Source organism: Paraburkholderia sp. NMBU_R16 (assembly GCF_013282575.1).
GTDB lineage: Bacteria > Pseudomonadota > Gammaproteobacteria > Burkholderiales > Burkholderiaceae > Trinickia.
On the sequence record NZ_JAAAYE010000013.1, the window covers coordinates 42444 to 67226 of the forward strand.

Sequence of the window (24783 nt, forward strand, 5' to 3'; positions counted from 1 at the left end):
GTCGTGAACGAGTCGGCTGCCCCTCCCAATCCTCCGCGCACGGTCGCCGTCGTGTGCACCCAGCGCATCGGCGACGTTTTGCTCGCCACGGCGTTGGTGCGATCGATCAAGCGACAGTGGCCCAACGCCGAGATCGATATGATCGTCTATCGCGGTACCGAGGGTGTACTCGAGCACAATCCCGACCTCAGAAAGATCGTTACGGTTGCGCGCCGCGCGTCGTGGCGCGAGCGGCTCGCGAGCGCGGCGCGTCTTTGGCGCAGCTACGATATCGCCTGCGCCACGCTCGACTCGAGCCGTTGCCGTTTTTATGCCTGGGCAGCCGGGCGGTGGCGTGTCGGACTCTTCGATCCCGATCGTCCAAAACGCGCGACCCGGTTTTTGTTGCATCGTCTGGCGCCGGACGAGCATCGGCGCGTTCATACGGTGACGAGCTATCTTGCCCTGGCGCCGGTTCTCGGCGTCGCACCGGTGGGCGAGGTGGTGGCTCCGGGGATCGGCGACGATCCTATCCGCCGGGCCGCATTCGACGCCCGGTTCGCGGCAGGCCGTGGCACGCCGCCGCGTCCGCTTGTCGTCGTCCATCCCTATCCGATGTTTGCCTACAAGCAGTGGCATGCGCAAGGATGGTTGCAACTGATCGACTGGCTGCGCACCCAGGGCTTTGTCGTTGCGCTGAGCGGCGGGCCGGCGTCCGCCGAGGTCGAGTACGCGCGACGCATTGCCGAGTCGGCGGGCGAGCCGGTCATGAACTTCGTCGGCCAATTGAGCCTTGGCGAGACCGCCGAAATGATCAGGCGCGCCGTACTTTTCGTTGGGCCGGACACCGGTGTCACGCATATCGCCGCCGCGTGCGGTACACCGACGGTGGCGCTGTTCGGGCCGTCAAATCCTTGTCGTTGGGGGCCGTGGCCGCGCGACTGGCCTGCCGGCAACGAACCCTGGCCGCTGCGCGGGTCGGGCCGCCGCGGCAACGTGTTCCTGTTGCAAGGCGAGGGAGATTGTGTGCCATGCAAGGCGGAAGGGTGCGAGCGGCACCTCGCGAGCGAGAGCCGCTGTCTGACCGAACTCGACGCGAAGCGGGTAATCGATGCGGCGAAGCTCATGCTCGGTCTTCCGACTGCATCAGCCGCTGGCGACACACAGCCGCTGGTTCGCCTCCCGGTCGAACGCGGCTGAACCTCAGCGCCGCTCGTTTTGCCGCGCCAGCCACGCGAGTTTGACGAACCGGTAATAAACCGTCTGCGCGTTGAACACCGCGATCATGAAGCCCGCGCGCCCGTCGCTATAGCCGCGGCGCAGCACATACGTGCGCACGAAGGCCCACAGTCCGCGCGCGAGTGCCACGCCCAGCCCTCCGCGCTCGCCTGCGGCGAAACGCTGGCGTGCTCCGGCGCTCGAGTAGGCATCGAGCTTGCGCAGCACCGTCTCGAAGTCTTCGTACGAGTAATGCAGCAGCTTGCCTTCGAGCCGTTCGGCCTGCCCATCGAAGACGAGGCGCTCATGAACGAGATCGTCGGAAAAGCGAGCGGCATCACGCCTGAACAAGCGCGGTATCCAGTCCGGATACCAGCCGCTGTGGCGGATCCAGTCGCCGCAAAAGCTCGAGAGCCGGTCCACCGCATAGACGCTCGCGCGCGGCGCGCGAAGCGCTTCGTCGATCGAACGGGCCAACTCGGGCGACACGATCTCGTCGGTATCGATCGATAGCACCCAGTCGGTGTCGAGCGCTGCGACGGCACGGTTTTTCTGCGGCCCGAAGCCGGGCCAATCCGTCTCGACGAGCACGCGCGCGCCGCGCGCTCGCGCGATGGCGACCGTGGCGTCGCGGCTGCCGCCGTCGACGACGACGATGTCGTCGGCGAATGCCACGGCATCAAGGCATTGCGCGAGGCGCGCCTCGCTGTCGAGCGCGATGATGGCGACGCCGAGCGTCGGACGGGCTGGGGGCGGGTTCGTGGCGGACACGGCGGGCATGGGTCGCGTCGTGGAAAGTGAGCGGAGTATACAGTCCGGAGCGTGTCTCGAAGGTCCCGCATGCTTCGGGTGTCGGCGCCCCGCGGCCGCGCGCCGGCGGCCGGGCAGCTATAATGCACCGGTTTTGAAGGCTGCACGCGCTCTCGCGCGCATACGGGCACGGCAACGAAGGAACGGGCGAAGGAATCAGTTGGAAACCGAAAACACCCTGCGCAAGGCGATAGGCGAGAGCGGAACGTCGCCCGCATCCGTGCTCAAACGGCTTTGGCCGTACATCAAACCGAACGTGTGGGTCGTGCTGCTGGCGGTCGTCACAATGGGCGTGAGCTCCGCGACCGACGCGGGCATCCCCGCGCTGCTCAAGCCGCTGCTCGACCACGGTTTCGGCGCGAAGGCGAGTGTGAGCGCGAAATGGCTCGTGCCCCTGGCCGTCATCGGGCTCGCGCTCGTACGCGGCGTGTCGCAATATGCGTCCGGGTATCTGCTCTCGTATGTGTCGAACCGCATCTTGCTGCAATTGCGGCTCACGATGTTCGAGCGGATGATCCACACGAGCGCATCGTTCTTTCAGCGGGAGACGGCAAGCACCGTCATCAACGCGATCGTCTTCGAGGTCAATCAGATCCTGAGCGTGCTGACCGGCGTGATGGTGACGCTCGTGCGCGATACGCTGACGGTCGTCTTCCTGCTCGGCTACCTGTTTTATCTGAACTGGCGGCTCACGCTCATCGTGGCGGTGATCCTGCCCGGCATCGGCTGGATCGTCAGCAAGATCAACCGGCGTTTGCGCCGTCTCGGACGCGAGCAACAAACGCTCACCAACGAACTCTCCTATATCGTCGAAGAGACGGTGGGCGGCTATAAAGTCGTCAAGGTCCATAACGGCGAGCCTTACGAAATCGATCGTTTCACCGAAATGAGCAAACGCCTGAGGGGCTATGCCATGCGGATGACGGTCTCCGGCGGTCTCGCGCAGCCGCTCACGCAGTTCCTCGCGTCGATCGCGCTTGCCATCGTCATTACGATTGCAGTCGTGCAATCGGCAAACGACCAGACGACGGTGGGCGGCTTCGTCGCATTCGTCACTTCCATGCTGCTCGTCATTTCGCCGCTCAAGCATCTGATCGACGTCAATCAGCCGCTGCAGCGCGGTATGACCGCAGCCGAGCTGATCTTCGGCCTCATCGACGAGCCGGCCGAGCCCCACGGCGGTACCCGCGAGCTGCCGACCTCGCGCGGCGAGATCGAGTTCCGCGACGTATCTTTCTCCTACGGCACCACCGATCAGCCGATTCTTAAAAACGTCTCGATCAAAGTGGCGCCGGGCGAGATGGTGGCGCTCGCCGGGCCGTCGGGCAGCGGCAAGACGACGCTCGTCAACCTGTTGCCGCGCTTTTTCGATCCGACCGCCGGAACGATTCTCGTCGACGGTGTGCCGATTGCCGAATACGACATTCACGCCTTGCGCGCGCAGATGGCGATGGTGAGCCAGGACGTCGTGCTGTTCAACGACTCCATCGCGGCTAACGTTGCGTACGGCGAGACGCCCGATCGCGAGCGCGTCGACGCGGCGCTGCGGGCGGCCAACCTGGCGGATGCCGTCGCAGCCATGCCGAACGGCATCGATACCGTCATCGGCGGCAATGGCATGCGGCTTTCGGGCGGACAGCGGCAGCGTCTCGCGATTGCGCGGGCGATCTACAAAGATGCGCCGATCCTGATTCTCGACGAAGCGACCTCAGCGCTCGATTCCGAGTCCGAGCGCCATGTGCAGGCCGCATTGGAGACGCTGATGGAAGGCCGTACGACGCTCGTGATTGCGCATCGGCTTTCGACGATCGAGCGGGCCGATCGCATTCTCGTCATGGAAGCGGGCCGCATCGCGGAAGAGGGCAGCCATGCGGATCTGCTGCGACGCGATGGCCTTTACGCGCATCTGCATCGCATCCAGTACCAGCAGCAGGCCGCCTGAGCGGGGTATGACCGCTCGCTCGAAACGCTCATACCCTCCCGCCCACGCTCAGACACCACCGGTCACGAGCGGTAAGACGGTGAGATCGGGATGGGTGCCGTCGACGATGCTGCGCCCGATGTGCACCGCCTCTTCCCACGCCGCGGCTTCGCTCTCGAAGGCTTCCTCGCCATCGGCATGAAACGGAACGGCGTGACCGGGTAATTTCGGGTCGGCGCCCGGATGGCAGACGTAACCGATGTACGTATAAGGTGACGAGGCCACGGATGACCGGCCTGCAGCCGGCGCAGCTTCCGGTTCCTTCAGTGGCGTGGCGACATGGATTTCGAAGCCTTCGTATTCGGTCATCCGCCACGCGAGGGTTTCATCAGACATGGCACCGTCTCCCTGCAAGGAGCGGTCGGGCGACAGCGCGGTTGCCGCGCCGGCCGCAAATGTTGCGTTGCCGCGCGGGTCTCAGTGCCGATGCCGAACCCTATCCCATAGGCGATGACCGCTCGTGCGGCCGAGCCATCGTTCACGGCGGTGCTCGCGTTGATAGTGCGACGCCACGATGACGACGGCGGCAATCAGTAAGACGAGGCCGGTCACGATGCTTTCGATCGATTGGGCCATGAGGACCTCCCGATGACTCACCTGCGTCAGTCAATTCTAGGTGATTTGCGAACGGGGGGCTGAGGGACTGGCCGCGTTACGTCTGTAACGGGATGACACAAGTCCTCTCGAACGCTATGCGCGACGACGCGCTCTAAGCTGTACGAAGGGGACATATCATGGTCAGATCAATCGTTGCCGTCTTGCTCGCCGCCGGGCTGGCCGGTTGCGTGGTCGATCCGGGGCCGGCCTACTACGGCTACGATCCGGGGTATTACTACGCACCGGGGTATTACGCGCCGGGCTACTATGCGCCCGGTTACTACGCCGGACCGTCGGTCGGCATCGTTGGCGTGTTCGGCGGCGGCGGCCACCATCGTCACGGCGGCTGGCACGGACGCCATTGAGCCCGCAAGCGGGCAACCCCGGCGGCGCTACGTCAGCACGATGTCGTACAGTTCTCTAGTCTCTTCGAACGATGAGTGACCCGGCTATCGCCGCAATTCCCGTACACCCCGCCCCAGGCGACGCCGCAGCAGGGTGCGCAGGGTTGTGCCATCTGCGTAACCGACCATCCCAGCGATGCGCTCCACGCTGTGGACGCTGGTCCTCAGCAGATGTACGGCACGTTCGATGCGCAAGTCCTGAATGTACGAGATCGGGGTCTTGCCAATTGTGTCGCGCATGCGGCGCGTCAGGGTGCGCTTGCTGATCGCAAGGGCCGTCGCGGCAGCGTCCAGCGTCAACGGCTGATCAAGACGGTCGCGCACCCAGTGGTCGAAGCGCTCGATCAGTGGATCGGCGTGCGCGAGATGTTCCGAGATCATATAGGCGCCCTGGGAGGGGCGGTTATCGACGATTAGATAGCGCGCCACCAAACTGGCCAGTTCGGGATTGTTCTGGCGGATCAGCCAGAGCGCCAGGTCGACGTGGCTAAAACCCGCACCGGCCGTCAACATCTTGCCGCTAGGGATGATCATGCGGTGCGCATCGAGGCGCACGCGCGGATAGCGTTGACGGAACAGCGGTGTGAGCCACCAGGTTGTAGTCGCCTCACCGCCGTCGAGCAGGCCGCTTTCCGCCAGCACAAAGGTGCCGATGCAGGCCGCAGCGATTCTTGCCCCGCCCCGAGCCCAATCGCGCAGCGCGACCACGGCATCGCACACGTCGGGGCGATCGAGTGCCGGCACCAGCGTGTCCGGCATCTTGTAGCCCAACGCGGGGACGATCACCCAGTCCGGCTCAGTGCTTTGGCGGTAAGGCGTCGCGGGGATACGCAGGCCTTGTGCGGTACGGACCTCGCGGCGCATGCCCACGACGCTCACCTGATAGCCGGTAGTTTGAATGTCCATCAACTGCGCCAGTTCGTTGGCCGTAGCCAGGGCATCAAGAACGCTGCTGAGTCCGGTATCGAAGCACCCATCTAGCGCGAGGATGGCGATATTCATGGCGCGATCGCTATTAAAAATGTCAATCGTGACAGTTTCGAGTAGCTCGGGGCGCCTGTAAAGTGCTCACGTTCCCCGGCGCTCATCGCATCGCTGCGCGAGCGGTCGGGGCCCGGAAGACTTTTATCGGAGCGCAGTCATGCTGAAGTATGCGTAGTTCGCCAGGCTGGAAGCCAAGCCGGGCAAGGAGGAGGCGGTTGCCGAATTTCTCGCTACGGGACTGGCGCTGGCCAACCAGGAGCACACCACACCGCTGTGGTTCGCGCTGCGGATATCGTCGACCACCTTTGCGATTTTTGATGCGTTTGCCGATGAGGCTGGCCGGCAGACGCATCTGCAAGGACCGATCGCGCGGGCCCTGATGGCCAAGACTGCCGAACTATTGGCCGTGCCGCCCACCATCGAGGCAATGGAGGTGCTCGGGGTGAAGCAGACCGTATTCGCAGACTGAGGTGGCGGGACCGTCGCTGCATGTGACGAGGGATAGTCCTTCATCTTGTTGCACTCTGAAATGAGGCAGTTCATGAAAATCGCCACGAATGTACTCGAAGCTATCGGTAACACGCCACTGGTCGAGCTCCGGAGAGTGGTGCCGCGCGGCTGTGGTCGTGTTGTCGTCAAACTGGAAGGCGCAAATCCGACCGGTAATATGAAGGACAGGATGGCCCGGGCCGCAATCGAAGCAGCACAAGCGGATGGAAGACTGCAGCCGGGAAGCACCGTCGTCGAGTACACGGGAGGTTCCACCGGAGCTTCGCTGGCGTTGGTCTGTGCTGCCAAGGGGTATCGACTCAAGATCGTGACCTCGGATGCGTTTAGCGAAGAAAAGACCCGAACCACCTTGGCTTTCGGTGCACAGATCATCTCCATCCCAAGCGTCAACAGGCAAATCACCGAGGAATTGATCAGAAAGATGATCGACACCGCTCAGCGGATCAGCCAGGAGCCGCAGCATTGGTGGTTTGATCAACTTAACAATCGGGACGCGGCGAGTGGCTATCATTCGATGGGGGAGGAGATCTGGAATCAGACTGAGGGCAAGGTCGATGCGCTCGTCCAGTCGGTAGGTTCTGCTCACTCACTCAACGGCGTGATGGACGCCCTGCGCAAACGGAATTCCGATCTTTACGTTGCTGCTGTCGAGCCTGCCGAATCAGCCATATTGTCCGGTAGATCGAAAGGTTCTCACAGGATTGAAGGCATTGGCATCGGCTTTATTCCGCCGCATTGGCGGCCGGACAAAGTGAATGCCATCGAGTCTGCGACCACCGAGGAAGCGGCCCAAATGTGCCGCCGCCTGGCCCGTGAGGAGGGCATCTTCGCCGGCATATCGTCGGGACTCAATGTCATCGCCGCGCTACGCGTGGCAGAGCGCCTCGGTCCCGGCGCGACGGTCGCAACGATCATGATCGATTCCGGACTTCGATACCTGAGCACCGAGGTATATCGCAAAGAGCAATAAGCGCCTACGTGGACATCGGTTGCCGAAAGCACTCCAGACGGCCGCTCAACGGTGCCCACGTTTTCGACCTGCGCCGCCGAGATCAGCCTTCCGGAACTCAATGGCTCTCCATGGAGCTACATCAGAACGATGTCGTACTGTTCCTGGCTCAAGTTCGACTCGACCTGCAGCGACACAGGCTTGCCGATGAAATCGATCAGCATCGCGAGATGTTGCGATTCCTCATCGAGAAAAAGATCGATGACTTGCTGTGAGGCGATGACGCGGAACTCGCGCGGATTGAACTGCCGGGACTCGCGCAGGATTTCACGCAGCACGTCGTAGCAGACGGTGCGCGCGGTCTTGACTTGCCCTTTGCCCTGACACACGGGGCACGGTTCGCACAACACGTGCGCCAGCGATTCGCGCGTGCGCTTGCGCGTCATCTCGACGAGCCCGAGTTGCGAAAAGCCGTTGACCGTCGAACGCGTGCGGTCGCGCGACAGCGCCTTCTTCAGCTCGCCGAGCACGGCATCGCGATGTTCGGCGTTTTCCATGTCGATGAAGTCGATGATGATGATGCCGCCAAGATTGCGCAGCCGCAGTTGCCGCGCGATCGTGTGCGCGGCTTCGAGATTGGTCTTGAAGATCGTATCGTCGAAATTGCGCGCACCGACATAGCCGCCGGTGTTCACGTCGATCGTTGTCATCGCTTCGGTCTGATCGATCATCAGATAGCCGCCGGACTTCAGATCGACGCGCCGCGACAGCGCCCGTTGAATTTCCGTTTCGACGTTATAAAGATCGAACAAAGGCCGCTCGCCGACATAGTGATTGAGCTTCGCACTGACGGCCGGCGTGAATTCGGTCGCGAATTCCACGAGCATTTGATAAGTCTCGCGCGAATCGACTTGAATCCGCGTCGTCTCGTCGTTGACGAAATCGCGTAATACGCGCTGTGCGAGATTGAGGTCCTGATAGAGCAGACTCGTGGGCGGCAGGCGTTGGGCCTGGGCCACGATCGTCGCCCAGGTCTTGCGCAGATAGGCCACGTCGCCGGCCAGCTCTTCGCTCGTGGCATCTTCGGCGATCGTGCGCACGATATAGCCGCCTTTTTCGTCGGCGGGCAGCACTGCGGTCAAGCGCGCGCGAATGGCCTCGCGCTCCGCTTCGTCTTCGATCTTCTGCGAAATGCCGATATGCGGCTCTTGCGGCAGATAGACGAGCGTGCGGCCCGCGATGCTGACCTGCGTCGACAGGCGTGCCCCCTTCGTGCCGATCGGGTCCTTGATCACTTGGACCATCAGCGTCTGGCCCTCGAACACCGTCTTTTCTATCGGCTGCAGCGGCCCCCCGTGTTCGCCCGCGGCGCGCGGCTGCCAGATATCGGCAACATGCAGGAACGCCGCGCGTTCGAGACCGATATCGATGAACGCGGATTGCATCCCTGGCAACACCCGCACGACCTTACCGAGATAAACGTTCCCGACGCGCCCGCGCGATGCCGTGCGCTCGACGTGAAGTTCCTGCACGGCGCCTTGCTGGACGAGCGCGACGCGCGTTTCCTGCGGAGTGACATTGATCAGAATCTCTTCGTTCATCGGAAGCCTTCGGACGCCTTAGAAGTCGACACGTGCCGCGCGCAGCAACGCAGCCGTCTCAAAAAGGGGCAGACCCATAATACCCGAATAGGATCCGTCGATATGCTCGATGAACTCGGCTGCGCGGCCTTGAATGCCGTACGCACCGGCTTTGCCGAGCGGCTCGCCCGTGCTCGCATAGCGGCGTAGCGCATCGAGGGTGGTCGAGGCGAAACGCACGACCGAGCGCGAAAGCGCGGGGGGCAGCAATTCACCGGTACCGTCGACGATCGCGATCGCAGTCAACACCTCGTGATCGCGCCCGGCGAGGCGTGTAAGCATCGTCACCGCATGCTCGACGTCGGTCGGCTTGCCGAGAATCCTGCCGTCGATTGCCACGGTGGTATCGGCCACGAGGATGGGCGCGGTGCGGTGGCCGCCGGCGACGCGGCGCGCGTGGGCCGCTTCGGCTTTCGCGACGGTCACGCGGCGCACGTATTGCTCGGCCGGCTCGCCTTCGCGTTCGGCTTCGAGCGCTTCGGCGTCTTCGTCGGGCCGCGGTAGCAAGAGTTCGAAGCGCACGCCGAGCTGACCGAGCAGTTCCTGTCGGCGCGGACTTTGCGAAGCGAGATAGATGAAGGGGTACAGCGAAGAGCCGGACGTCGATGGAGGCATTTGTCGTTCTCGTGATGCGCCGGCGCGCTCCCGAGACGGCGCGTCAGACGCGGTGATAGGGATGATTCTGCGTGATGCTCCACGCGCGGTAAAGCTGTTCGGCCAACAGCACGCGCACCATGCCGTGCGGCAACGTCAAACTGGATATGCGCAGCATCAGTTCGGCTCGCGCCTTCAGCTCCGGCGCGAGACCGTCGGCGCCCCCGATCACGAACGCCACGTCGCGGCCTTCCTGCTGCCAGCCCGGAAGGGCTGCGGCCAGTTGCATCGTAGTCCAGTCCTGCCCGCGTTCGTCGAGGGCGACGATGCGCGCCCCTTTCGGCAGGGCCGCCTCGATCCGCTGACGCTCGGCCGCCATGACGCTTTGCGCCGTTCGCCCGCCCGTGCGCGGTTCGGGCTTGATCTCGCGCAACTCGATACGCAACTCGGGCGGCATCCGCTTCGCATATTCGTCGAAGCCGCTGGTTATCCACCCCGGCATCTTGTGTCCGACCGCGAGTATCTGCAGTTTCATCCCGAAGCGCGCGAAAGGGATTACGACGGCTTGCCGCGTCGCTTTGCCGTCGTTTTGCGAGCAGGCGCTGGCCGGGTGTCGGTCGGGTCCTCGTCGTCGCCTTCGTCCTCCTCGTCTCCGAGCGGCTCGCTCGCACGCGCGCCGGCGAACGGGTTCGGGCTCGAGAGCTTCACGCGCACAGGCTTGTCACCCCAGATCTCTTCGAGGTTGTAGTACTGCCGCAGCGCGGGTTGAAGGATATGGACGACGGCGTCGCCGCAATCGACGAGCACCCATTCGCCGATGTCCTCACCCTCCGTGCTGACGATTTCACCGCCGGCTTCCTTCACCTTGTCGCGAACGCTCGAGGCCAGCGCCTTCGTCTGCCGGTTCGAGGTGCCGCTCGCCACGATGACGCGATCGAAGAGCTCGGTCAGATGGGTCGTATTGAAGACACGTATGTCTTGCGCCTTGACGTCTTCGAGGCCGTCGACGATCGCGCGTTGCAGTTTGCGAATATCCATGGTTACCGATGGTACAGGTGATGTTGGAGAATGTAGCGCCAGACGGGCTCGGGAACCGAGGCGGGCGCGCGGGGTGGGACGGCATCGTCGTTGCCCCGCGCGGCGAGCCGCTCCCGCATGTGCGCGCGAATATCGGTTGCCGATACGTCCAGTGCGAGTGTCGCGTCGATCAACAGGTGGCCGGCAGGCCGCGCACGCAGCACCGTCGCATCGGCTTGGCGCGCGGCCAGTTCGCGGGCCAGCGCGGGCGATGCGCTCGTCAGCTCGAATCCGGGCCGCGTAGCCGCCGCGATGTGCGCGAAGTCGAACAAGCGCCGCCAGTCGCGCCAGGTATCGAGCCGCAATAATTGATCGGCGCCGATCAAAAGCGAGATCGAGACGTCGGCGCCCTCGCGCAGGCGCCAGCGCTCGAGCGTTTCGACCGTGTAGGTGGGACCGGCCTGTTCGATTTCATCGGTGGCCACGCTCACGGCGGTACCGGGCAGCACGAGCGTTGCCGCGGCGGCGCGTGTCATGGCGAGGCGGTGCGCAGCGGCGCTGACGTCGGCCTTCTGCCAGGGCTGCCCCGCCGGCAGCAGGACGAGTTCGGTCAGCTTCAGCAACTCGGCAAAGCGCCGGGCCAATGCCAGATGGCCGTTATGGATAGGATCGAACGTGCCGCCGAGCAATCCTACACGGCGTGGCAGCTCGCGCGCGCCATCGGTTGAGGCGTCGACTGAGGGGTGGGCGACGGGCGGATTCAGGGTGCGGTCCCTTCGTTGGGTTCGTCGAGCCATGCGCGCGGCCGCAGGAAATCGGTATAAAGCTTCGCCTCGGGCGTGCCGGGCTCCGGCTGCCAGCCATAACGCCAGTTCGCGACGGGAGGCATCGACAGCAGAATCGATTCGGCCCGCCCGCCACTTTGCAAGCCGAAATGGGTGCCGCGGTCGAAGACGAGATTGAATTCGACGTAACGGCCGCGCCGGTAGTTCTGGAATGCACGCTCGCGCTCGCCGTAGGGTGTCGCCCGGCGCTTGCGCAGGATCGGCAAATACGCGTTCACGAAGGCGTCGCCCACGCTGCGCATCATCGCGAACGAGCGCTCGAAGCCGAGCGCATCGAAGTCGTCGAAGAATATCCCGCCCACGCCGCGCGTTTCGTTTCGATGCTTGAGGAAGAAGTACTCGTCGCACCAGTGCTTGAAGCGGGGATAGAGATCGTCGCCGAACGGCGCGAGCGCGTCGCGGCAAACGCGGTGAAAGTGCTTCGCATCTTCCTCATAGCCGTAATAGGGCGTGAGGTCCATGCCGCCGCCGAACCAGAACACCGGCGCCTCGCCGGCCTTGGTCGCCACGAGCAGGCGCACGTTCATGTGCGCGGTGGGGCAGTGCGGATTGCGTGGGTGCATGACGAGCGATACGCCCATCGCTTCGAAGCCGCGGCCGGCGAGTTGTGGCCGGGCCGCGCTCGCCGAGGGGGGCAGCGCATCGCCGGCTACATCGGAAAAGCCGATGCCCCCGCGCTCGATCAGTTCGCCCCCTTCGAGGATTTTCGTGACGCCTTCGCCGCGCAGCGATCCGCCAGCCGGGCGCTGCCAGGCGTCCGCCACAAAGGACGCGCCGTCGAGCGCGCCAATGGCGTCCGCCAGGCTCGTTTGCAAGCCCTGCAGGTAGCGGCGAACGGCCGCCGGATCGAAGTTCGTTGCGTCCATGGTCACGATTTCCGGTTCAGGGCGCGGTAGCCGATATCGCGGCGATACTGCATGCCGTCGAACGAAATACGATTGACCACATCGTAGGCGGCCGATTGCGCGCCGCGCACGGAATCCGCCAGGCCGACGACGCATAGTACGCGCCCGCCCGAGGTGACGAGCTTGCCGTCGGCGAGCGTCGTTCCGGCATGGAACGTTACCGCGTTTTCGGTTTCCGCGGGAATATCGCCGATCGTATCGCCCTTGCGCGGCGCATCCGGATAGCCGTGCGCGGCGAGCACGACACCGAGCGCCGTACGCCGGTCCCACGTCAGCTCGACCGTGTCGAGCGTGCCGGCCACGGCCTGTTCGAGCACTTTCGAAAAATCGCCCTTCAAACGCGCCATGATCGGTTGCGTTTCGGGGTCGCCCATACGGCAGTTGAATTCGAGCGTCTTCGGGTTGCCCTCGGAATCGATCATGAGACCCGCATAGAGGAAGCCCGTATAGCGGATGCCTTCCTTTTCCATCCCGCGCACGGTCGGCAGAATGATCTCGCGCATCACGCGCGCGTGCAGCTGCGGCGTGACGATCGGCGCAGGCGAATAGGCGCCCATGCCGCCGGTATTGGGGCCGGCATCGCCATCGCCCAGACGTTTGTGATCCTGGCTCGACGCGAGCGGCAGGACATGCTTGCCGTCGACCATGACGATGAAGCTCGCTTCCTCGCCTTGCAAGAACTCCTCGATGACGACACGCGCGCCGGCATCGCCGAGTTTGTTGTCGGCGAGCATCATGTCGACGGCCGCATGTGCCTCGTCGAGCGTGGTGGCGACGACGACGCCCTTGCCCGCGGCGAGGCCGTCGGCCTTGATGACGATCGGCGCCCCTTGCTTGTCGAGATAGGCGTGGGCCGCTGCCGCGTCGGAGAACGTTTCGTATTCGGCCGTCGGAATGCCATTGCGCTTCATGAACGCTTTGGCGAAGTCCTTCGAGCTCTCGAGCTGGGCGGCTTCCTTGGATGGCCCGAAGACCTTGAGGCCACGACGGCGAAAGAGGTTGACGATGCCCGCGGCAAGCGGCGCCTCGGGACCGACGACGGTCAGCGCGATCTGCTCCTTCTGCGCGAAGTCGGCGAGGGCATCGAGATCGGTGATCGGCACATTGCGCAGACGTTCGTCCTGGGCCGTGCCGCCATTGCCGGGCGCGACATAGACGAGCTGGACGCGCGGCGATTGCGCAAGCTTCCAGGCCAGCGCATGTTCGCGGCCGCCCGAACCGACGACGAGTAGTTTCATATCAATCCCCGAGAACCTAAAAGGGACGGCCGGCGCAGGGCGCCGGCCGCAATATCGGCATTCGATGCGCGCTGGCCCGAACGCATGGGCGCAGCCTTGCGCCGCATGCTTCGAGCGCGCGCGTTATTCCTCGGCAATCGACGCGTTCGTGTACACCTCTTGCACGTCGTCGAGGTTCTCGAGCGCGTCGAGCAGTTTTTGCATCTTCACTGCGTCTTCGCCCGTGAATTCGACTTCCGTCTGAGGCTTCATGGTGACTTCCGCGAGTTCGGCCTTGAAACCGGCCGTTTCGAGCGCCGCCTTGACCTTCGAGAAGTCGTTCGGCGCGCACAGCACTTCGATGCTGCCGTCGTCGTTCGTGACGACGTCGTTCGCGCCGGCCTCGAGTGCCGCTTCCATCAGTTTGTCCTCGGGCGTGCCGGGCGCGAACAGAAACTGGCCGACATGATCGAAGAGAAACGCCACCGAACCGTCCGTGCCCATGTTGCCGCCGAACTTCGAGAACGCGTGCCGCACTTCGGCGACCGTACGTGTGCGATTGTCGGTCATCGTATCGACGATGATCGCGGCGCCGCCGATACCATAGCCCTCGTAGCGAATTTCCTCGTAGCTGGCGCCATCGACACCACCCACGCCGCGCTGGATCGCACGGTTGATGTTGTCCTTCGGCATATTGGCGTCGGTCGCCTTGTCGACGGCGAGGCGCAGACGCGGGTTCGAGTCGATATCGCCCCCGCCCATGCGGGCCGCCACTTGAATTTCCTTGATGAGACGCGTCCAGACCTTGCCGCGTTTGGCATCCGCGGCCGCCTTCTTATGCTTGATGTTGGCCCATTTGGAATGACCAGCCATACGTTTCTCCGTGGCGCGTGCCGACCGGGCACACGCATGATGCGATTTGTCGATTGCGAATCGTGTGAACCGTGCGAGTCCTGCCGATGGTTCAGGTGTCGGGCGGCGTGCCGCGATTGCGCTTCGCTCGATGGTGCCGCGCGTCGTCCGCGATCCCGGGGCCGCGGCGGATAGGGCAGACCGTTCTCAGAGCGGACGTCGATTTTAACATGCCGCGTCGGCGCCGGCGGTCGCAGGCAAGGCCGCGAACGCGCCCGGCCGCTTTTCAGTTCTTCGTGCCGAACAGGCGGTCGCCGGCGTCGCCGAGACCCGGCACGATATACGCGTGCTCGTTCAGGTGGGAATCGAGCGAGGCGACGAAGAGTTTGACATCCGGATGCGCGCGCTGGAACACCTCGACGCCTTCCGGCGCGGCGACGAGCGCGAGGAAGAGGATGTTTTCGCCGGCGACGTTGCGGCGCTTCAGTACGTCGATGGCGTGCACCGCCGAATAGCCGGTGGCGACCATCGGATCGCAGAGGATGAAGATGCGGTCTTCGAGATCGGGCAGGCGGACGAGATACTCCACGGGGCGGTGCGCCTCGTCGCGATAAACGCCGATGTGTCCGACGCGCGCCGAGGGAATCAGCTCGAGCAGGCCGTCGGACATGCCGATGCCCGCGCGCAGCACGGGAACGATGGCGAGCTTTCTGCCGGCGATGACGGGCGCATCGACCTCGACGAGCGGCGTGGCGACGCGCTTGGTCGTGATCGGCAGATTGCGCGTGATTTCATAGCCCATCAGCAGCGTGATTTCGCGCAGCAACTCGCGAAACGTGCGCGTCGACGTGTCCTTGTCGCGCATGTGCGTGAGCTTGTGCTGAATCAGCGGGTGATCGAGGATGAACAGGTTCGGAAAACGCGGATCTTGTTTCATGGCGGGCGTGGGTGCGTGCGGGGGGCGTGCGGCGGCTCGATGACATTGCCCGCCAGTGTACCGAAAGATCCGCTTCGCGCGTCGCTGCGGGGATTCTTCTACAATCCCGTCAATTCGTCGCATCGACTCAACGAAACACTGGGACATCGCCATGGATCTGGGGCTCGCAGGCAAGACCGCACTCGTGTGCGCGGCAAGCAAAGGGTTGGGACGCGGGTGCGCCGAGGCGCTCGCCGCCGAGGGCGTCGAGTTGGTGATCGTCGCTCGCACGGCCGAGACGCTCGAGGCGACCGCCGCCGAGATTCGTGCCAAGACGGGCGCGAGCGTGCGCACCGTAGCCTGCGACATCACGACGGCCGAGGGGCGCGCGGCGGCACTCGCGGCCTGTCCGCAGCCCGATATCCTCGTCAACAACGCGGGCGGGCCTCCGCCCGGCGATTTCCGTCAGTTCACGCACGGCGACTGGATCCGCGCGCTCGAAGCCAACATGCTCACGCCGATCGCGTTGATCCAGGCGAGCATCGACGGCATGATCGCACGCGGGTTCGGCCGCATCGTCAACATCACGAGCTCGGCCGTCAAGGCGCCGATCGACGTGCTCGGCCTGTCCAATGGCGCGCGCTCGGGGCTCACCGGCTTCGTGGCCGGCGTGGCGCGCAAGGTGGCCGTGCACAATGTGACGATCAATAATTTGCTGCCGGGCCTCTTCGATACCGACCGCATTGCCACCACGTTCAAGGCGCAGGCCGACGCACGTGGCATCAGCGTCGGCGAGGCGCGCCGCGAGCGCATGAAAACCATTCCCGCGGGCCGCTTCGGCGAGCCGGCCGAGTTTGGCAAGGCCTGCGCCTTTCTGTGCAGTGTGCATGCCGGCTACATCACGGGCCAGAACTGGCTCATCGACGGCGGCGCGTACCCGGGCACGTTCTGAGCGCTTGGGCGAACCGCTGGCCGCTAACAGTCTCGCGTCGTCGGTTTTCCAGAGCAGTTCCCGCAACAGTAGTCCACTTTGACGGCAAGGAGCCGCCTCATGAGTCCATGCGTCGCATTGATTGCGCACGATCACAAGAAAGACGACATCGTTGCCCTCGCCGGCGAATATGTCGACGTGCTGCGCCGTTGCCGCCTCGTTGCGACAGGCACGACGGGCGGGCGCATTGCCGACGCGCACGGGCTCACCGTCGAGCGCATGCTTTCCGGCCCTTACGGCGGCGATCTGCAAATCGGCGCGCGGCTGGCGGAAGGGGGCGTGGACGTCGTTGTCTTTCTACGCGACCCGCAAACCCCACAGCCGCACGAGCCGGATATCAATGCGCTCGTGCGCGCCTGCGACGTGCATAACGTTCCGTGCGCGACCAACATTGCAACGGCGCGCATGATTCTCGACGCGCTGACGCGGCATCTCGGCGACCGCGCGTAAGCGCGGCGCACGCGCCGGGCGGTTGCGCGCGTCGTGCGTCACAGCGAGCAGCACTTACCGAAAGGAGAACATCATGGTCAAGGCAATTCGAATCGAGCGAACCGGCGGACCCGAGGTGATGCAGTGGGTCGACGTGGACGCAGGCGAGCCGGGCCCGGGCGAGGTCCGCGTCAAGCATCACGCCGTAGGGCTCAATTACATCGATGTCTACTTCCGTACGGGGCAATATCCGATGCCGCTGCCGGCAGGTCTCGGCATGGAGGCGGCGGGCGTGGTGACTGCGACGGGCTCCGGCGTCACGCAGTTCAAGACGGGCGATCGCGTGGCGTACGTCGCGCGCCCGCCCGGCGCCTATGCCGAAGAGCGCGTCTTGCCGATCGCCACGCTGGTCAAGCTGCCCGACGCCATTTCGTTCGACGATGCGGCTTCCGCCATGCTGCAGGGGCTGACAGCGCAATACCTGCTGCGCCGGACCTATCGCGTGCAAGCCGGCGACACGATCCTGATCCATGCCGCGGCGGGCGGCGTCGGTCTCTTCGTCTGCCAATGGGCAAAGGCGCTCGGCGCGACGGTGATCGGCACGGTGGGTTCGGATGAGAAAGCCCAGTTGGCGCGCGAACACGGTTGCGACCATCCGATCGTTTATACACGCGAGAACTTTGCCGAGCGTGTCAAGGAACTGACGGGCGGCGCAGGCGTGCCGGTCGTCTACGACTCCATCGGCAAGGACACCTACAAGGGTTCGCTCGACTGCCTGGCTCCGCTTGGCTATTTCGTCAGTTTCGGCAGCGCGTCGGGGCCCCTGCCGCCGATCGAGGCGTCGGAGTTGTCCAATCGCGGTTCGCTCTTTTTCACGCGCCCGACCCTGTTCAGCTACATGGGCAAGCGCGAATGGCTCGACACGATGGCGGCCGAACTCTTCGACGTTCTGGCTTCGGGCAAGGTCAAGACGAATGTGCGTCAGCGCTATGCGCTGGCGGACGTGGCCACGGCGCACCGCGACCTCGAAGCGCGCAAGACGACGGGCTCGACCATCCTCATCCCCTGAATGAACCGAGCGCAGCGTGGGCCGCGTCATCCGGCCCCGCTGCCGCTGCCGCAGTCTTGCCGCCGCACCTGTCGATTTTAGGGAGAGCGGGCGCGACATCGCCATGTCTATAATGAGACAAAGCCGGGCGAAGCGTGGGGACGCAGTGCGCGACGTTCGCTGGCTCCAAGTCTAAAGGGAGGAGCGATGCTCAATGCGCTTTCGCTCGGCGCGGGCCTGTCCTGGGCCAGCGGCCTGCGGCTCTATTTGACGGTGCTCCTCGTCGGTGTCTTCGACCGGCTGAACATCGTGCATTTGCCCGATTCGCTCGCGGCGCTGGCTTCGCCGTGGGTCATCGGCGCCGCGGCTTTTCTCGCCGCCGTCGAGTTCTTCGCCGACCGCATTCCCGCGTTTGACTCGCTCTGGGACGCCGTTCATACGTTTATCCGCATTCCGGCCGGCGCACTGCTCGCCGCCGGCGCGCTGGGCCATGCGGATCCGGCCCTCATGACCGTTGCCGCGCTGGCGGGCGGCACGCTCGCCGGCTCGGCCCACCTCACGAAAGCGGGCACCCGCGCGCTCATCAATCTGTCGCCCGAGCCGCTTTCGAACTGGATCGCTTCGTCCACGGAAGACGTGCTCGTCTGCATCGGCCTGGCGCTGGCGTTTTTTGCACCCGTGGTTCTACTCGCGTCGATGGTCGGGTTCCTCCTCTTTGCCGGCTGGGCGTTGCCGCGGCTGTGGCGCGGCGTGCAGGGCGGATTTCGCGGCATGGCATCGCACATGAGCTCGCGGCTCGGTTCGTTCGGGGGCAAGCGCGATTGAACGATGTGAGCGGTGCGCGCTCTGCCCGTCCCGATCCACGCGCTAGTCGTGGCGCTCGGTTCGTTCTCCTGGTCCGGCAGGCGCTGCGCATGACCGTGCGCGACTGGCGCGCGGGCGAGCTGACGATGCTGTCGCTCTCGCTCGTGCTCGCCGTGGCGGCGTTTGCGAGCGTCGGTTTTCTCGCCGATCGTCTCCAGCAGGGCCTCGAGCGCGATGCCCGGCGCATGATCGCCGCCGATTTCGTCGTGCGCGCCGACCATCCCATCGATGCCGCATTCGTCGATCGAGCGCACTCGCTCGGCCTGCGCACCGCCACGACGATCATTTTCCCGAGCATGGTCGCGGGGGCGAACGGCGCGGCTGGGCAAAGCGAGGGCGCTACGGCCAATGCGCGGCTCGCGGCGGTCAAAGCCGTCTCGCCCGGTTATCCGCTGCGCGGTGCGCTGCGCATCGCATCGGGGCCGACAGCGCCCGATCGCGCGGCGCAAGGCATTCCGGCGCCGGGTACCGTCTGGGTGGACGCCGAGCTGCTCGGTGCGCTGCAGTTGCACGTGGGCGATCGCGTGATGCTCGGATTGCGCACGTTCACGATCGCCGCGGTCATCACGCGCGAGCTCGATCGCGGCTTCGCATTCGTCAACTTTTCGCCGCGCCTCATGATGCGCGCCGATGCGCTGCCTTCGACGGGCCTGCTGGGTTACGGCAGCCGTGTGACTCATCGGCTGCTCGTGGCCGGCGACGACGCGGCGGTTGCCGAGTTCACCCGGTTCGCGCACGCCCGCGTGGATGGCGGAAAAATGCGAGGCGTGGCGCTCGAATCGCTGCAGGAAGGGCAGCCGCAGGTGCGGCTGACGCTCGATCGGGCCGGTCATTTTCTGCGCCTCGTATCGCTGCTGACGGCATTGCTGGCGGCCGTCGCCATCGCCATGGCTGCGCACCGCTATACGCGTCGGCATCTCGACAGTTGCGCCGTCATGCGTTGTCTGGGCCTTGGGGCCGCGGCGCTGCGCACGCTGGTGGCCCTCGAATTTCTGATCGTCGGTCTGGCCGGCGGCATCGCGGGTGCGGCGCTCGGTTACGCAGGGCATTTCGCGTTGCTCGCGTCGCTTCGACAACTGATCGCCGTCGAATTGCCGCAGCCGGGGCTCGCACCGGCGCTCGAAGGCGTGGCTGCGGCGCTCGTTTTGCTGATCGGCTTCGCGCTGCCGCCGCTGATCCCACTCACGCGGGTGCCGCCCGTGCGCGTGCTGCGTCGCGAATGGGACGGTCAGGCTCGTACCGCATGGATGGCTTATGCCGTGGGCATCGCGCTGTTCGCCGGGCTGCTCGTGCTCGCGGCGGGCGAGCTCAAGCTGGGCGGCATCGTCGCCGGCGGCTTTGCCGCGACGCTGCTGATCTTTGCGGGCGTTGCGCGCGCGGCGCTGTGGGCCGCCTCGCGCACAGCGCGCAGCGAGCGTGCCGGAGCGCGGCTCGCGGCCGGTGTCGGCTGGCGCTATGCGCTCGCCTCGCTCGAACGGCGCGGTGCGGCCAGCGCGTTGCAGATCACCGCGCTGGCGCTCGGTCTCATGTGCCTGCTGCTGATTGCCATGACGCGCAACGATCTGGTGGCGGGCTGGCGCAAATCGACGCCGCCCGATGCGCCGAACGAGTTCCTCATCGATATCCAGCCCGATCAACGGCAGGCTGTCGCGAGCTATCTGAGCGCCCACGGCATCGCGGGGGCGGCGCTCGAGCCGATGGTGCGTGCGCGGCTGACGACGATCGACGGCAAGCCAGTCGACCCCGGCGCGTATCGGAACGACGATGCGCGGCGTCTAGTCGACCGCGAGTTCAATCTGTCGTACCGCGCCACGCCGCCCGATGACAACCGGATCGTGCAGGGCCGCTGGTTCGGTGCAACCGAGCGCCCCGAGATTTCGATCGAGGAGGGCCTCGCGAAGCTGATCGGCGTGAAACTCGGCGACGTCCTGCGCTTCGATATCGCAGGCCAATCCGTGGAGGGGCCGATCACGAGTGTGCGCAAGCTCGACTGGGGATCGTTCAAGGTGAACTTCTTCGTGCTGATGCCGCCCGCCGCACTCGATACATTTCCGGCGATCTATATCACGAGCTTTCACTTGGCTGCCGAGCGACGCGCGATACTCGATGGTCTCATCGCCCGCTATCCGAATCTGACGGCCATCGATATCGGCCCGATCCTCGCACAGATCCAGCACGTGCTGGAGCAGGTGATCGGCGCCGTGCAGTTTCTGTTTCTCTTTACGTTGGCGGCAGGTCTGCTGGTTCTCTACGCGGCGCTCGCCGGCACGCGTGACGAGCGCATGCGAGAATCGGCGCTGTTGCGCGCGCTGGGCGCTTCGCATGCGCAGGTGCGCGCGGTGCAGGCGGCGGAATTTGTCGTCGTCGGCGCCCTCGCCGGGGCGATGGCGGCCATCGGAGCGCAGGTGCTCGGTTCCGTGCTGGCCACGCGCGTCTTCGATTTCTATCTGGACTTCGATCCGTGGGTGTTGCCAGCCGGCATCGTCGTTGGCATCGCGTGCGCCGGTGTGGGCGGGTGGCTCAGTCTGCGGCGCGTATTGACTCGCCCGGCGGGGCAGACGTTGCGCGACGCTTGAACGTTGACTCTTGTATCCGTCGCACTGCAATTTCTCTTTGTTTTTCCGGCTTTACGTATGACTGACAATATCGACGACTCGCAGTCCGCCCAACCGACGGCATTCGAACTCGTGGGCGGTGAGGCGCGTGTGCGCGAGCTCGTGGACCGCTTCTACGACCTGATGGATCTCGAACCCGAGTTTGCGGGCATACGGGCGCTCCATCCTCCTTCGCTCGACGGCTCACGCGACAAGCTCTTCTGGTTTCTCTGCGGCTGGCTCGGCGGACCGGACCACTACATCGAACGCTTCGGTCATCCGCGCTTGCGTGCGCGTCATCTGCCGTTCGCGATAGCCTCCAGCGAGCGCGATCAGTGGCTGCGCTGCATGGCCTGGGCGATGGAGGATGCTGGCTTGCCCGAAGCGTTGCGCGAGCGACTGCTGACTGCGTTTTTCGATACGGCCGATTGGATGCGCAACCGGCCCGGTTGAGTCATTGCTTTAGCGCGCGAGTGGTCGGCTGCGCCGACTAGGCCAGGAAGTCCCGGTCGAATCCGCCGCGTGGGTAGTGTTGAGCGGGCGGCATGCGAACGCGCTTGTCGGCATAGTCGAGCAAGTCGACGGCCTCATACGAGACGAATCGTGCGCTCGGGCAATGCGCTTCGATCCAGGCGCGAAACATCGCCTCATTCGCTTTCGGTGCGGCGATTGCCGCGATGTTCTCGAGCGGGACGACGGGACCCACGGCGACCTCCGTGCCGACTTCGATATACGGCGCCGTCCCCCGATGCGCGCGATCGTATTCACGCTGTTTTTCCTCGTTGATTCCGAACGTGACCGGCGATTCATTGAACCAACGCTGGATCGTGTATTTTTTTGAGCTCAAGTTATCCCGCGACGTATAAACGTTGTTGTGTCCCTGCCTGCCGTCGAGCGAAGTATGAGCCTGCTGGTAGGCCGAATACGCGTATTCGCCGGTGACCAGTTTTCCCCCATGCTGTAACGCTCGCTGAGCCGACCAAATGGCGTTGTTTTCGCCGATTTGCGAGAGCACAGCGGAGCCGGTGTCGTGTGTCAGCAAGTTTTGATAGGCGGAAGAACCGTCGCTTACGAGTTGCCGGGCCTCGTCGATCACCTGCATGTTGACCCATGCGGTGTTCAGCCGTATCCAGTTTCCGGGATCGTCGTAGGCGGGCAGGGCGGCATCGCCACCATTGATTACGAAGTCCGGCCGATATAGCCGCAAAGGCAAAAGGGAGATCCGAACGAAAGACTCGACGCAGTCGATCAACGCTCGCTTGGCCAGCGGGTCTGCCTGCGGGCAATAGTGCGCGATGAACGAATCGAAATCCCGCATAGCGCTGAGCCAGCCCGGTGACTCGGCGCTGCCGCTGAGCACGTACAAGTTGTAAAACTTGTCGATCAAGGCCTGATGCTTGAGCCTATCGACGTGGCGGGTGGCGACGGCGCGTTCGCAAAAGGCGCTCATATCGCGACGAATCTGGTCTTCCAGTGCGCCCACCGCCACGCCGCTGTCGGCGGCGATCGTATCGAGCGATCCGATTTGCCCCACTGGACGATTGGGTATCGAAGACACGAGCGGGCCGCGGGAAAGCGCATCGAGGAATTCTTGCAGCGCCTCATCGTGTGGTTTCCGCCGAGATGTCGCATCTGTCGATGCGGGTTCGGTCGTTCCTTCGCGTGAGCGGCGCGCGGGCAAATCGAATGCGAAGTTCGCGCGCGGATCGCCGGTGGGCGCGTTGGAGGCATCGGAGGCATCGGCCGGCGTGGCCGGACCCGCCGACGAGGGTTGCTCTGGAGTGGAACCGACAGGTGGGACACCCATTCGCTTTACCATCATGGACGAAACAGGCAAGCGTAATGAGTCGGGCGGCCAGCCGGCGCGGCCGACCGAATAATCGACCACCGGAACGAAGGGCCTCTGAACCGGCCCGGCCCAACGACCGGTACAGTGCTTGGCGGAGGGAACCCGAATGCTGCCTGTTCGGGCCCGGCGGGGCCTCGCGATAATCGATTTCCTGAGCGAGGGCGGCTGCCCGCTCCACCGCAACGAGACTTTCGAGGACTGAAGATGGCGACTCAAGCGTTATTTCGCGAAGATGCATATCTGACACGCTGCGAGGCGACGATCGCCGCGCTGGGCGTTGAGGGCATCCTGCTCGATCGCACAGTGTTCTATCCGCTGGGTGGCGGTCAGGCGGGCGATACGGGCGCACTCGTGCTTGCCGACGGCACGCGCATTGCCATTGCCGACACACGCAAGGCGAAGTTCGAGGGCGCGACGCCCGACGATGCGTTGCACGTGCCCGCGCCGGGGCAAGAGGCGTTGCTCGCGCGGTTGGGGGCGGGCGAACCGGTCGTGGCGGAGATCGACTGGGCGCGGCGTTATCGGCATATGAAGCTGCATACGGCGAGCCATTTGATGTGCGCGGTGCTGCCTTACCCTGTCGATGGCTGCAGCATTACGGTCGACTACGCGCGGCTCGATTTCGCGACGACGGAGCCGATCGAACGCGAATTCATCGAGGCGCGGCTTGCATCGTTTGTGAAGGATGAGCACCCGGTGGCCACAGAATGGATTACGGACGACGAGATGGCCGCGCGGCCCGAACTGGTGCGCACGATGAGCGTGAAGCCGCCGATGGGGCTGGGCCGCGTGCGGCTTTTGAGGATTGAAGACGTGGACTTGCAGCCGTGCGGCGGCACGCATGTGCGCAACACGGTGGAGATCGGCGCGCTGCGCGTGGCGAAGCTCGAGAAAAAGAGCGCGCGCACGCGGCGCCTTGTATTGGAGTTTGTGTCATGACGGAACCCGGGATGCAGGAAGCAGGAACCGATTACGACGTGCTCGATCCCACAGCGCGAGCGGTGCTCGACTTCTGGTTCGGCGAGCCGCAATCGCCTCGTTTCGGCCAGGCATGGGATTGCTGGTTCTCGGGCGACGACGCGTTCGATGCGCAACTACGCGAACGTTTCGGCGCAACGTTGACATTGGCGCGACGGGGCGAATACGAGGGTTGGCAGCATACGCCGCTTGGCACGCTCGCCCTCATCGTCGTGCTCGATCAGTTTTCCCGGAACATACACCGCGGCAGCGCCGAAGCTTTTGCGGCCGATGCACAGGCGGTCGAGGCCGCCCGCCGCATGGTGGCAACGCGTGCTGATCGCACGCTGCCGACGCCGCACCACCGCGCGTTTGCCTACTTGCCCTTCGAGCACGACGAATCGCGCGAAAGCCAGGAGACGTCGGTGCGTCTGTTCGGCGAGCTGGCAGACGAGAGCAAAGATGCCGCTGGCTATCTTGGGTACGCTCGCCAGCACGCGGTCATCATCGAGCGCTTCGGACGTTTTCCGCACCGCAATGCGTTGCTCGGTCGTGAATCGAGCGATGAAGAACGCGCGTTTTTGCTCGAGCCCGGGTCGTCGTTTCGATAGCCGGCCAGCGTGGCGTGATCGG

At 64.6% G+C, this 24783-nt stretch carries 27 protein-coding genes; 13 read left to right on the forward strand and 14 right to left on the reverse strand.

What is annotated here, in order from left to right:
• Positions 1-3: 3 nt before the first annotated feature.
• Positions 4-1179 carry a glycosyltransferase family 9 protein gene (locus GWC77_RS08815; RefSeq protein WP_173256527.1) on the forward strand — a complete coding sequence of 392 codons (1176 nt, stop codon included), beginning with the start codon at positions 4-6 and terminating at the stop codon, positions 1177-1179.
• A 3-nt stretch (positions 1180-1182) separates the two neighbouring features.
• On the opposite strand, the gene GWC77_RS08820 is transcribed toward GWC77_RS08815, so the two are convergent.
• Complete coding sequence (locus GWC77_RS08820; RefSeq protein WP_173256528.1) at positions 1183-1977, reverse strand: glycosyltransferase family 2 protein; 795 nt, start codon at positions 1975-1977, stop codon at positions 1183-1185.
• 190 nt (positions 1978-2167) lie between these two features.
• Between GWC77_RS08820 and msbA the strand changes: the two genes are divergently transcribed.
• On the forward strand, positions 2168-3949 hold the full coding sequence (gene msbA / locus GWC77_RS08825; protein WP_173256529.1) for a lipid A export permease/ATP-binding protein MsbA: 1782 nt from the start codon (positions 2168-2170) through the stop codon (positions 3947-3949).
• Between the two features lie 48 nt (positions 3950-3997).
• Here msbA and GWC77_RS08830 read toward each other — a convergent pair whose 3' ends face one another.
• A complete protein-coding gene (locus GWC77_RS08830; protein WP_173256530.1) occupies positions 3998-4324 on the reverse strand; it encodes a hypothetical protein in 327 nt (108 codons plus the stop codon).
• An 81-nt stretch (positions 4325-4405) separates the two neighbouring features.
• Positions 4406-4564 (reverse strand): hypothetical protein, encoded by a 159-nt coding sequence (locus tag GWC77_RS08835; protein ID WP_173256531.1) that lies wholly within the window; start codon positions 4562-4564, stop codon positions 4406-4408.
• A gap of 158 nt (positions 4565-4722) precedes the next feature.
• Here GWC77_RS08835 and GWC77_RS08840 point away from each other — a divergent pair, with 158 nt between their 5' ends.
• Positions 4723-4950, forward strand: a complete 228-nt coding sequence (locus tag GWC77_RS08840; protein WP_173256532.1) for a hypothetical protein — start codon at positions 4723-4725, stop codon at positions 4948-4950.
• Positions 4951-5034: 84 nt separating this feature from the next.
• Here GWC77_RS08840 and GWC77_RS08845 read toward each other — a convergent pair whose 3' ends face one another.
• On the reverse strand, positions 5035-5991 hold the full coding sequence (locus GWC77_RS08845; RefSeq protein WP_173256533.1) for a GlxA family transcriptional regulator: 957 nt from the start codon (positions 5989-5991) through the stop codon (positions 5035-5037).
• A 166-nt stretch (positions 5992-6157) separates the two neighbouring features.
• Here GWC77_RS08845 and GWC77_RS08850 point away from each other — a divergent pair, with 166 nt between their 5' ends.
• Entirely contained in the window at positions 6158-6442 is a 285-nt protein-coding gene (locus GWC77_RS08850; protein ID WP_254366887.1) for a putative quinol monooxygenase, read from the forward strand.
• A gap of 72 nt (positions 6443-6514) precedes the next feature.
• Positions 6515-7453 (forward strand): PLP-dependent cysteine synthase family protein, encoded by a 939-nt coding sequence (locus GWC77_RS08855; RefSeq protein ID WP_173256534.1) that lies wholly within the window; start codon positions 6515-6517, stop codon positions 7451-7453.
• 116 nt (positions 7454-7569) lie between these two features.
• Here the strand turns inward: GWC77_RS08855 and rng are convergent, their stop codons facing one another.
• The 9 genes from rng to upp form a co-directional block, all read right to left on the reverse strand.
• Positions 7570-9033: a ribonuclease G gene (gene rng / locus GWC77_RS08860; RefSeq protein ID WP_173256535.1), complete on the reverse strand. Its 1464-nt coding sequence runs from the start codon at positions 9031-9033 to the stop codon at positions 7570-7572.
• 18 nt (positions 9034-9051) lie between these two features.
• Positions 9052-9687: a nucleoside triphosphate pyrophosphatase gene (locus GWC77_RS08865; RefSeq protein ID WP_173256536.1), complete on the reverse strand. Its 636-nt coding sequence runs from the start codon at positions 9685-9687 to the stop codon at positions 9052-9054.
• A gap of 43 nt (positions 9688-9730) precedes the next feature.
• The gene (rlmH, locus tag GWC77_RS08870) at positions 9731-10201 is read right to left on the reverse strand and encodes a 23S rRNA (pseudouridine(1915)-N(3))-methyltransferase RlmH (RefSeq protein ID WP_173256537.1); all 471 of its coding nucleotides are present in this window, start codon (positions 10199-10201) and stop codon (positions 9731-9733) included.
• Between the two features lie 20 nt (positions 10202-10221).
• Positions 10222-10704, reverse strand: coding sequence for a ribosome silencing factor (gene rsfS, locus GWC77_RS08875; protein ID WP_173256538.1), 483 nt, complete (start codon positions 10702-10704; stop codon positions 10222-10224).
• A gap of 2 nt (positions 10705-10706) precedes the next feature.
• Positions 10707-11480, reverse strand: a complete 774-nt coding sequence (locus GWC77_RS08880) for a nicotinate-nucleotide adenylyltransferase (protein ID WP_173256539.1) — start codon at positions 11478-11480, stop codon at positions 10707-10709.
• Positions 11444-12394 (reverse strand): oxygen-dependent coproporphyrinogen oxidase, encoded by a 951-nt coding sequence (gene hemF / locus GWC77_RS08885; protein WP_173256540.1) that lies wholly within the window; start codon positions 12392-12394, stop codon positions 11444-11446. Before hemF ends, GWC77_RS08880 begins: the two co-directional genes overlap by 37 nt.
• 2 nt (positions 12395-12396) lie before the next feature.
• Complete coding sequence (gene purD / locus GWC77_RS08890; protein WP_173256541.1) at positions 12397-13671, reverse strand: phosphoribosylamine--glycine ligase; 1275 nt, start codon at positions 13669-13671, stop codon at positions 12397-12399.
• Positions 13672-13794: 123 nt separating this feature from the next.
• The gene (locus GWC77_RS08895; protein ID WP_173256542.1) at positions 13795-14523 is read right to left on the reverse strand and encodes a YebC/PmpR family DNA-binding transcriptional regulator; all 729 of its coding nucleotides are present in this window, start codon (positions 14521-14523) and stop codon (positions 13795-13797) included.
• A 265-nt stretch (positions 14524-14788) separates the two neighbouring features.
• Complete coding sequence (gene upp, locus GWC77_RS08900; RefSeq protein WP_173256543.1) at positions 14789-15439, reverse strand: uracil phosphoribosyltransferase; 651 nt, start codon at positions 15437-15439, stop codon at positions 14789-14791.
• A 151-nt stretch (positions 15440-15590) separates the two neighbouring features.
• On the opposite strand from upp, the gene GWC77_RS08905 reads away from it, so the two are divergent.
• The 6 genes from GWC77_RS08905 (at position 15591) to GWC77_RS08930 (ending at position 21797) form a co-directional block, all read left to right on the forward strand.
• A complete protein-coding gene (locus GWC77_RS08905) occupies positions 15591-16370 on the forward strand; it encodes an SDR family oxidoreductase (RefSeq protein ID WP_173256544.1) in 780 nt (259 codons plus the stop codon).
• Between the two features lie 99 nt (positions 16371-16469).
• The gene (locus GWC77_RS08910) at positions 16470-16859 is read left to right on the forward strand and encodes a methylglyoxal synthase (protein ID WP_173256545.1); all 390 of its coding nucleotides are present in this window, start codon (positions 16470-16472) and stop codon (positions 16857-16859) included.
• Positions 16860-16932: 73 nt separating this feature from the next.
• Positions 16933-17907, forward strand: coding sequence for a quinone oxidoreductase (locus GWC77_RS08915; protein ID WP_173256546.1), 975 nt, complete (start codon positions 16933-16935; stop codon positions 17905-17907).
• Between the two features lie 186 nt (positions 17908-18093).
• Positions 18094-18711, forward strand: a complete 618-nt coding sequence (locus tag GWC77_RS08920; protein WP_173256547.1) for a DUF4126 domain-containing protein — start codon at positions 18094-18096, stop codon at positions 18709-18711.
• Between the two features lie 89 nt (positions 18712-18800).
• Positions 18801-21326, forward strand: a complete 2526-nt coding sequence (locus GWC77_RS08925; protein WP_173256548.1) for an ABC transporter permease — start codon at positions 18801-18803, stop codon at positions 21324-21326.
• Positions 21327-21383: 57 nt separating this feature from the next.
• Complete coding sequence (locus GWC77_RS08930; protein WP_173256549.1) at positions 21384-21797, forward strand: group II truncated hemoglobin; 414 nt, start codon at positions 21384-21386, stop codon at positions 21795-21797.
• Positions 21798-21834: 37 nt separating this feature from the next.
• Here the strand turns inward: GWC77_RS08930 and GWC77_RS08935 are convergent, their stop codons facing one another.
• Positions 21835-23151: a hypothetical protein gene (locus tag GWC77_RS08935; RefSeq protein WP_173256550.1), complete on the reverse strand. Its 1317-nt coding sequence runs from the start codon at positions 23149-23151 to the stop codon at positions 21835-21837.
• A 246-nt stretch (positions 23152-23397) separates the two neighbouring features.
• On the opposite strand from GWC77_RS08935, the gene GWC77_RS08940 reads away from it, so the two are divergent.
• Positions 23398-24132 (forward strand): alanyl-tRNA editing protein, encoded by a 735-nt coding sequence (locus GWC77_RS08940; RefSeq protein WP_173256551.1) that lies wholly within the window; start codon positions 23398-23400, stop codon positions 24130-24132.
• Positions 24129-24761 carry a DUF924 family protein gene (locus GWC77_RS08945; RefSeq protein WP_173256552.1) on the forward strand — a complete coding sequence of 211 codons (633 nt, stop codon included), beginning with the start codon at positions 24129-24131 and terminating at the stop codon, positions 24759-24761. The genes GWC77_RS08940 and GWC77_RS08945 overlap by 4 nt, the downstream gene beginning before the upstream one ends.
• Positions 24762-24783 lie beyond the last annotated feature (22 nt).

Excerpts from the sequence above, each read along its gene's own strand:
- GWC77_RS08820 (WP_173256528.1), bottom strand. The coding sequence starts at position 1,977 with ATGCCCGCCGTGTCCGCCACGAACCCGCCCCCAGCCCGTCCGACGCTC.
- GWC77_RS08830 (WP_173256530.1), bottom strand. The coding sequence starts at position 4,324 with ATGTCTGATGAAACCCTCGCGTGGCGGATGACCGAATACGAAGGCTTC.
- GWC77_RS08835 (WP_173256531.1), bottom strand. The coding sequence starts at position 4,564 with ATGGCCCAATCGATCGAAAGCATCGTGACCGGCCTCGTCTTACTGATT.
- GWC77_RS08840 (WP_173256532.1), top strand. The coding sequence starts at position 4,723 with ATGGTCAGATCAATCGTTGCCGTCTTGCTCGCCGCCGGGCTGGCCGGT.
- GWC77_RS08845 (WP_173256533.1), bottom strand. The coding sequence starts at position 5,991 with ATGAATATCGCCATCCTCGCGCTAGATGGGTGCTTCGATACCGGACTC.
- GWC77_RS08855 (WP_173256534.1), top strand. The coding sequence starts at position 6,515 with ATGAAAATCGCCACGAATGTACTCGAAGCTATCGGTAACACGCCACTG.
- rng (WP_173256535.1), bottom strand. The coding sequence starts at position 9,033 with ATGAACGAAGAGATTCTGATCAATGTCACTCCGCAGGAAACGCGCGTC.
- GWC77_RS08865 (WP_173256536.1), bottom strand. The coding sequence starts at position 9,687 with ATGCCTCCATCGACGTCCGGCTCTTCGCTGTACCCCTTCATCTATCTC.
- rlmH (WP_173256537.1), bottom strand. The coding sequence starts at position 10,201 with ATGAAACTGCAGATACTCGCGGTCGGACACAAGATGCCGGGGTGGATA.
- rsfS (WP_173256538.1), bottom strand. The coding sequence starts at position 10,704 with ATGGATATTCGCAAACTGCAACGCGCGATCGTCGACGGCCTCGAAGAC.
- GWC77_RS08880 (WP_173256539.1), bottom strand. The coding sequence starts at position 11,480 with ATGGCTCGACGAACCCAACGAAGGGACCGCACCCTGAATCCGCCCGTC.
- hemF (WP_173256540.1), bottom strand. The coding sequence starts at position 12,394 with ATGGACGCAACGAACTTCGATCCGGCGGCCGTTCGCCGCTACCTGCAG.
- purD (WP_173256541.1), bottom strand. The coding sequence starts at position 13,671 with ATGAAACTACTCGTCGTCGGTTCGGGCGGCCGCGAACATGCGCTGGCC.
- GWC77_RS08895 (WP_173256542.1), bottom strand. The coding sequence starts at position 14,523 with ATGGCTGGTCATTCCAAATGGGCCAACATCAAGCATAAGAAGGCGGCC.
- upp (WP_173256543.1), bottom strand. The coding sequence starts at position 15,439 with ATGAAACAAGATCCGCGTTTTCCGAACCTGTTCATCCTCGATCACCCG.
- GWC77_RS08905 (WP_173256544.1), top strand. The coding sequence starts at position 15,591 with ATGGATCTGGGGCTCGCAGGCAAGACCGCACTCGTGTGCGCGGCAAGC.
- GWC77_RS08910 (WP_173256545.1), top strand. The coding sequence starts at position 16,470 with ATGAGTCCATGCGTCGCATTGATTGCGCACGATCACAAGAAAGACGAC.
- GWC77_RS08915 (WP_173256546.1), top strand. The coding sequence starts at position 16,933 with ATGGTCAAGGCAATTCGAATCGAGCGAACCGGCGGACCCGAGGTGATG.
- GWC77_RS08920 (WP_173256547.1), top strand. The coding sequence starts at position 18,094 with ATGCTCAATGCGCTTTCGCTCGGCGCGGGCCTGTCCTGGGCCAGCGGC.
- GWC77_RS08925 (WP_173256548.1), top strand. The coding sequence starts at position 18,801 with ATGACCGTGCGCGACTGGCGCGCGGGCGAGCTGACGATGCTGTCGCTC.
- GWC77_RS08930 (WP_173256549.1), top strand. The coding sequence starts at position 21,384 with ATGACTGACAATATCGACGACTCGCAGTCCGCCCAACCGACGGCATTC.
- GWC77_RS08935 (WP_173256550.1), bottom strand. The coding sequence starts at position 23,151 with ATGGGTGTCCCACCTGTCGGTTCCACTCCAGAGCAACCCTCGTCGGCG.
- GWC77_RS08940 (WP_173256551.1), top strand. The coding sequence starts at position 23,398 with ATGGCGACTCAAGCGTTATTTCGCGAAGATGCATATCTGACACGCTGC.
- GWC77_RS08945 (WP_173256552.1), top strand. The coding sequence starts at position 24,129 with ATGACGGAACCCGGGATGCAGGAAGCAGGAACCGATTACGACGTGCTC.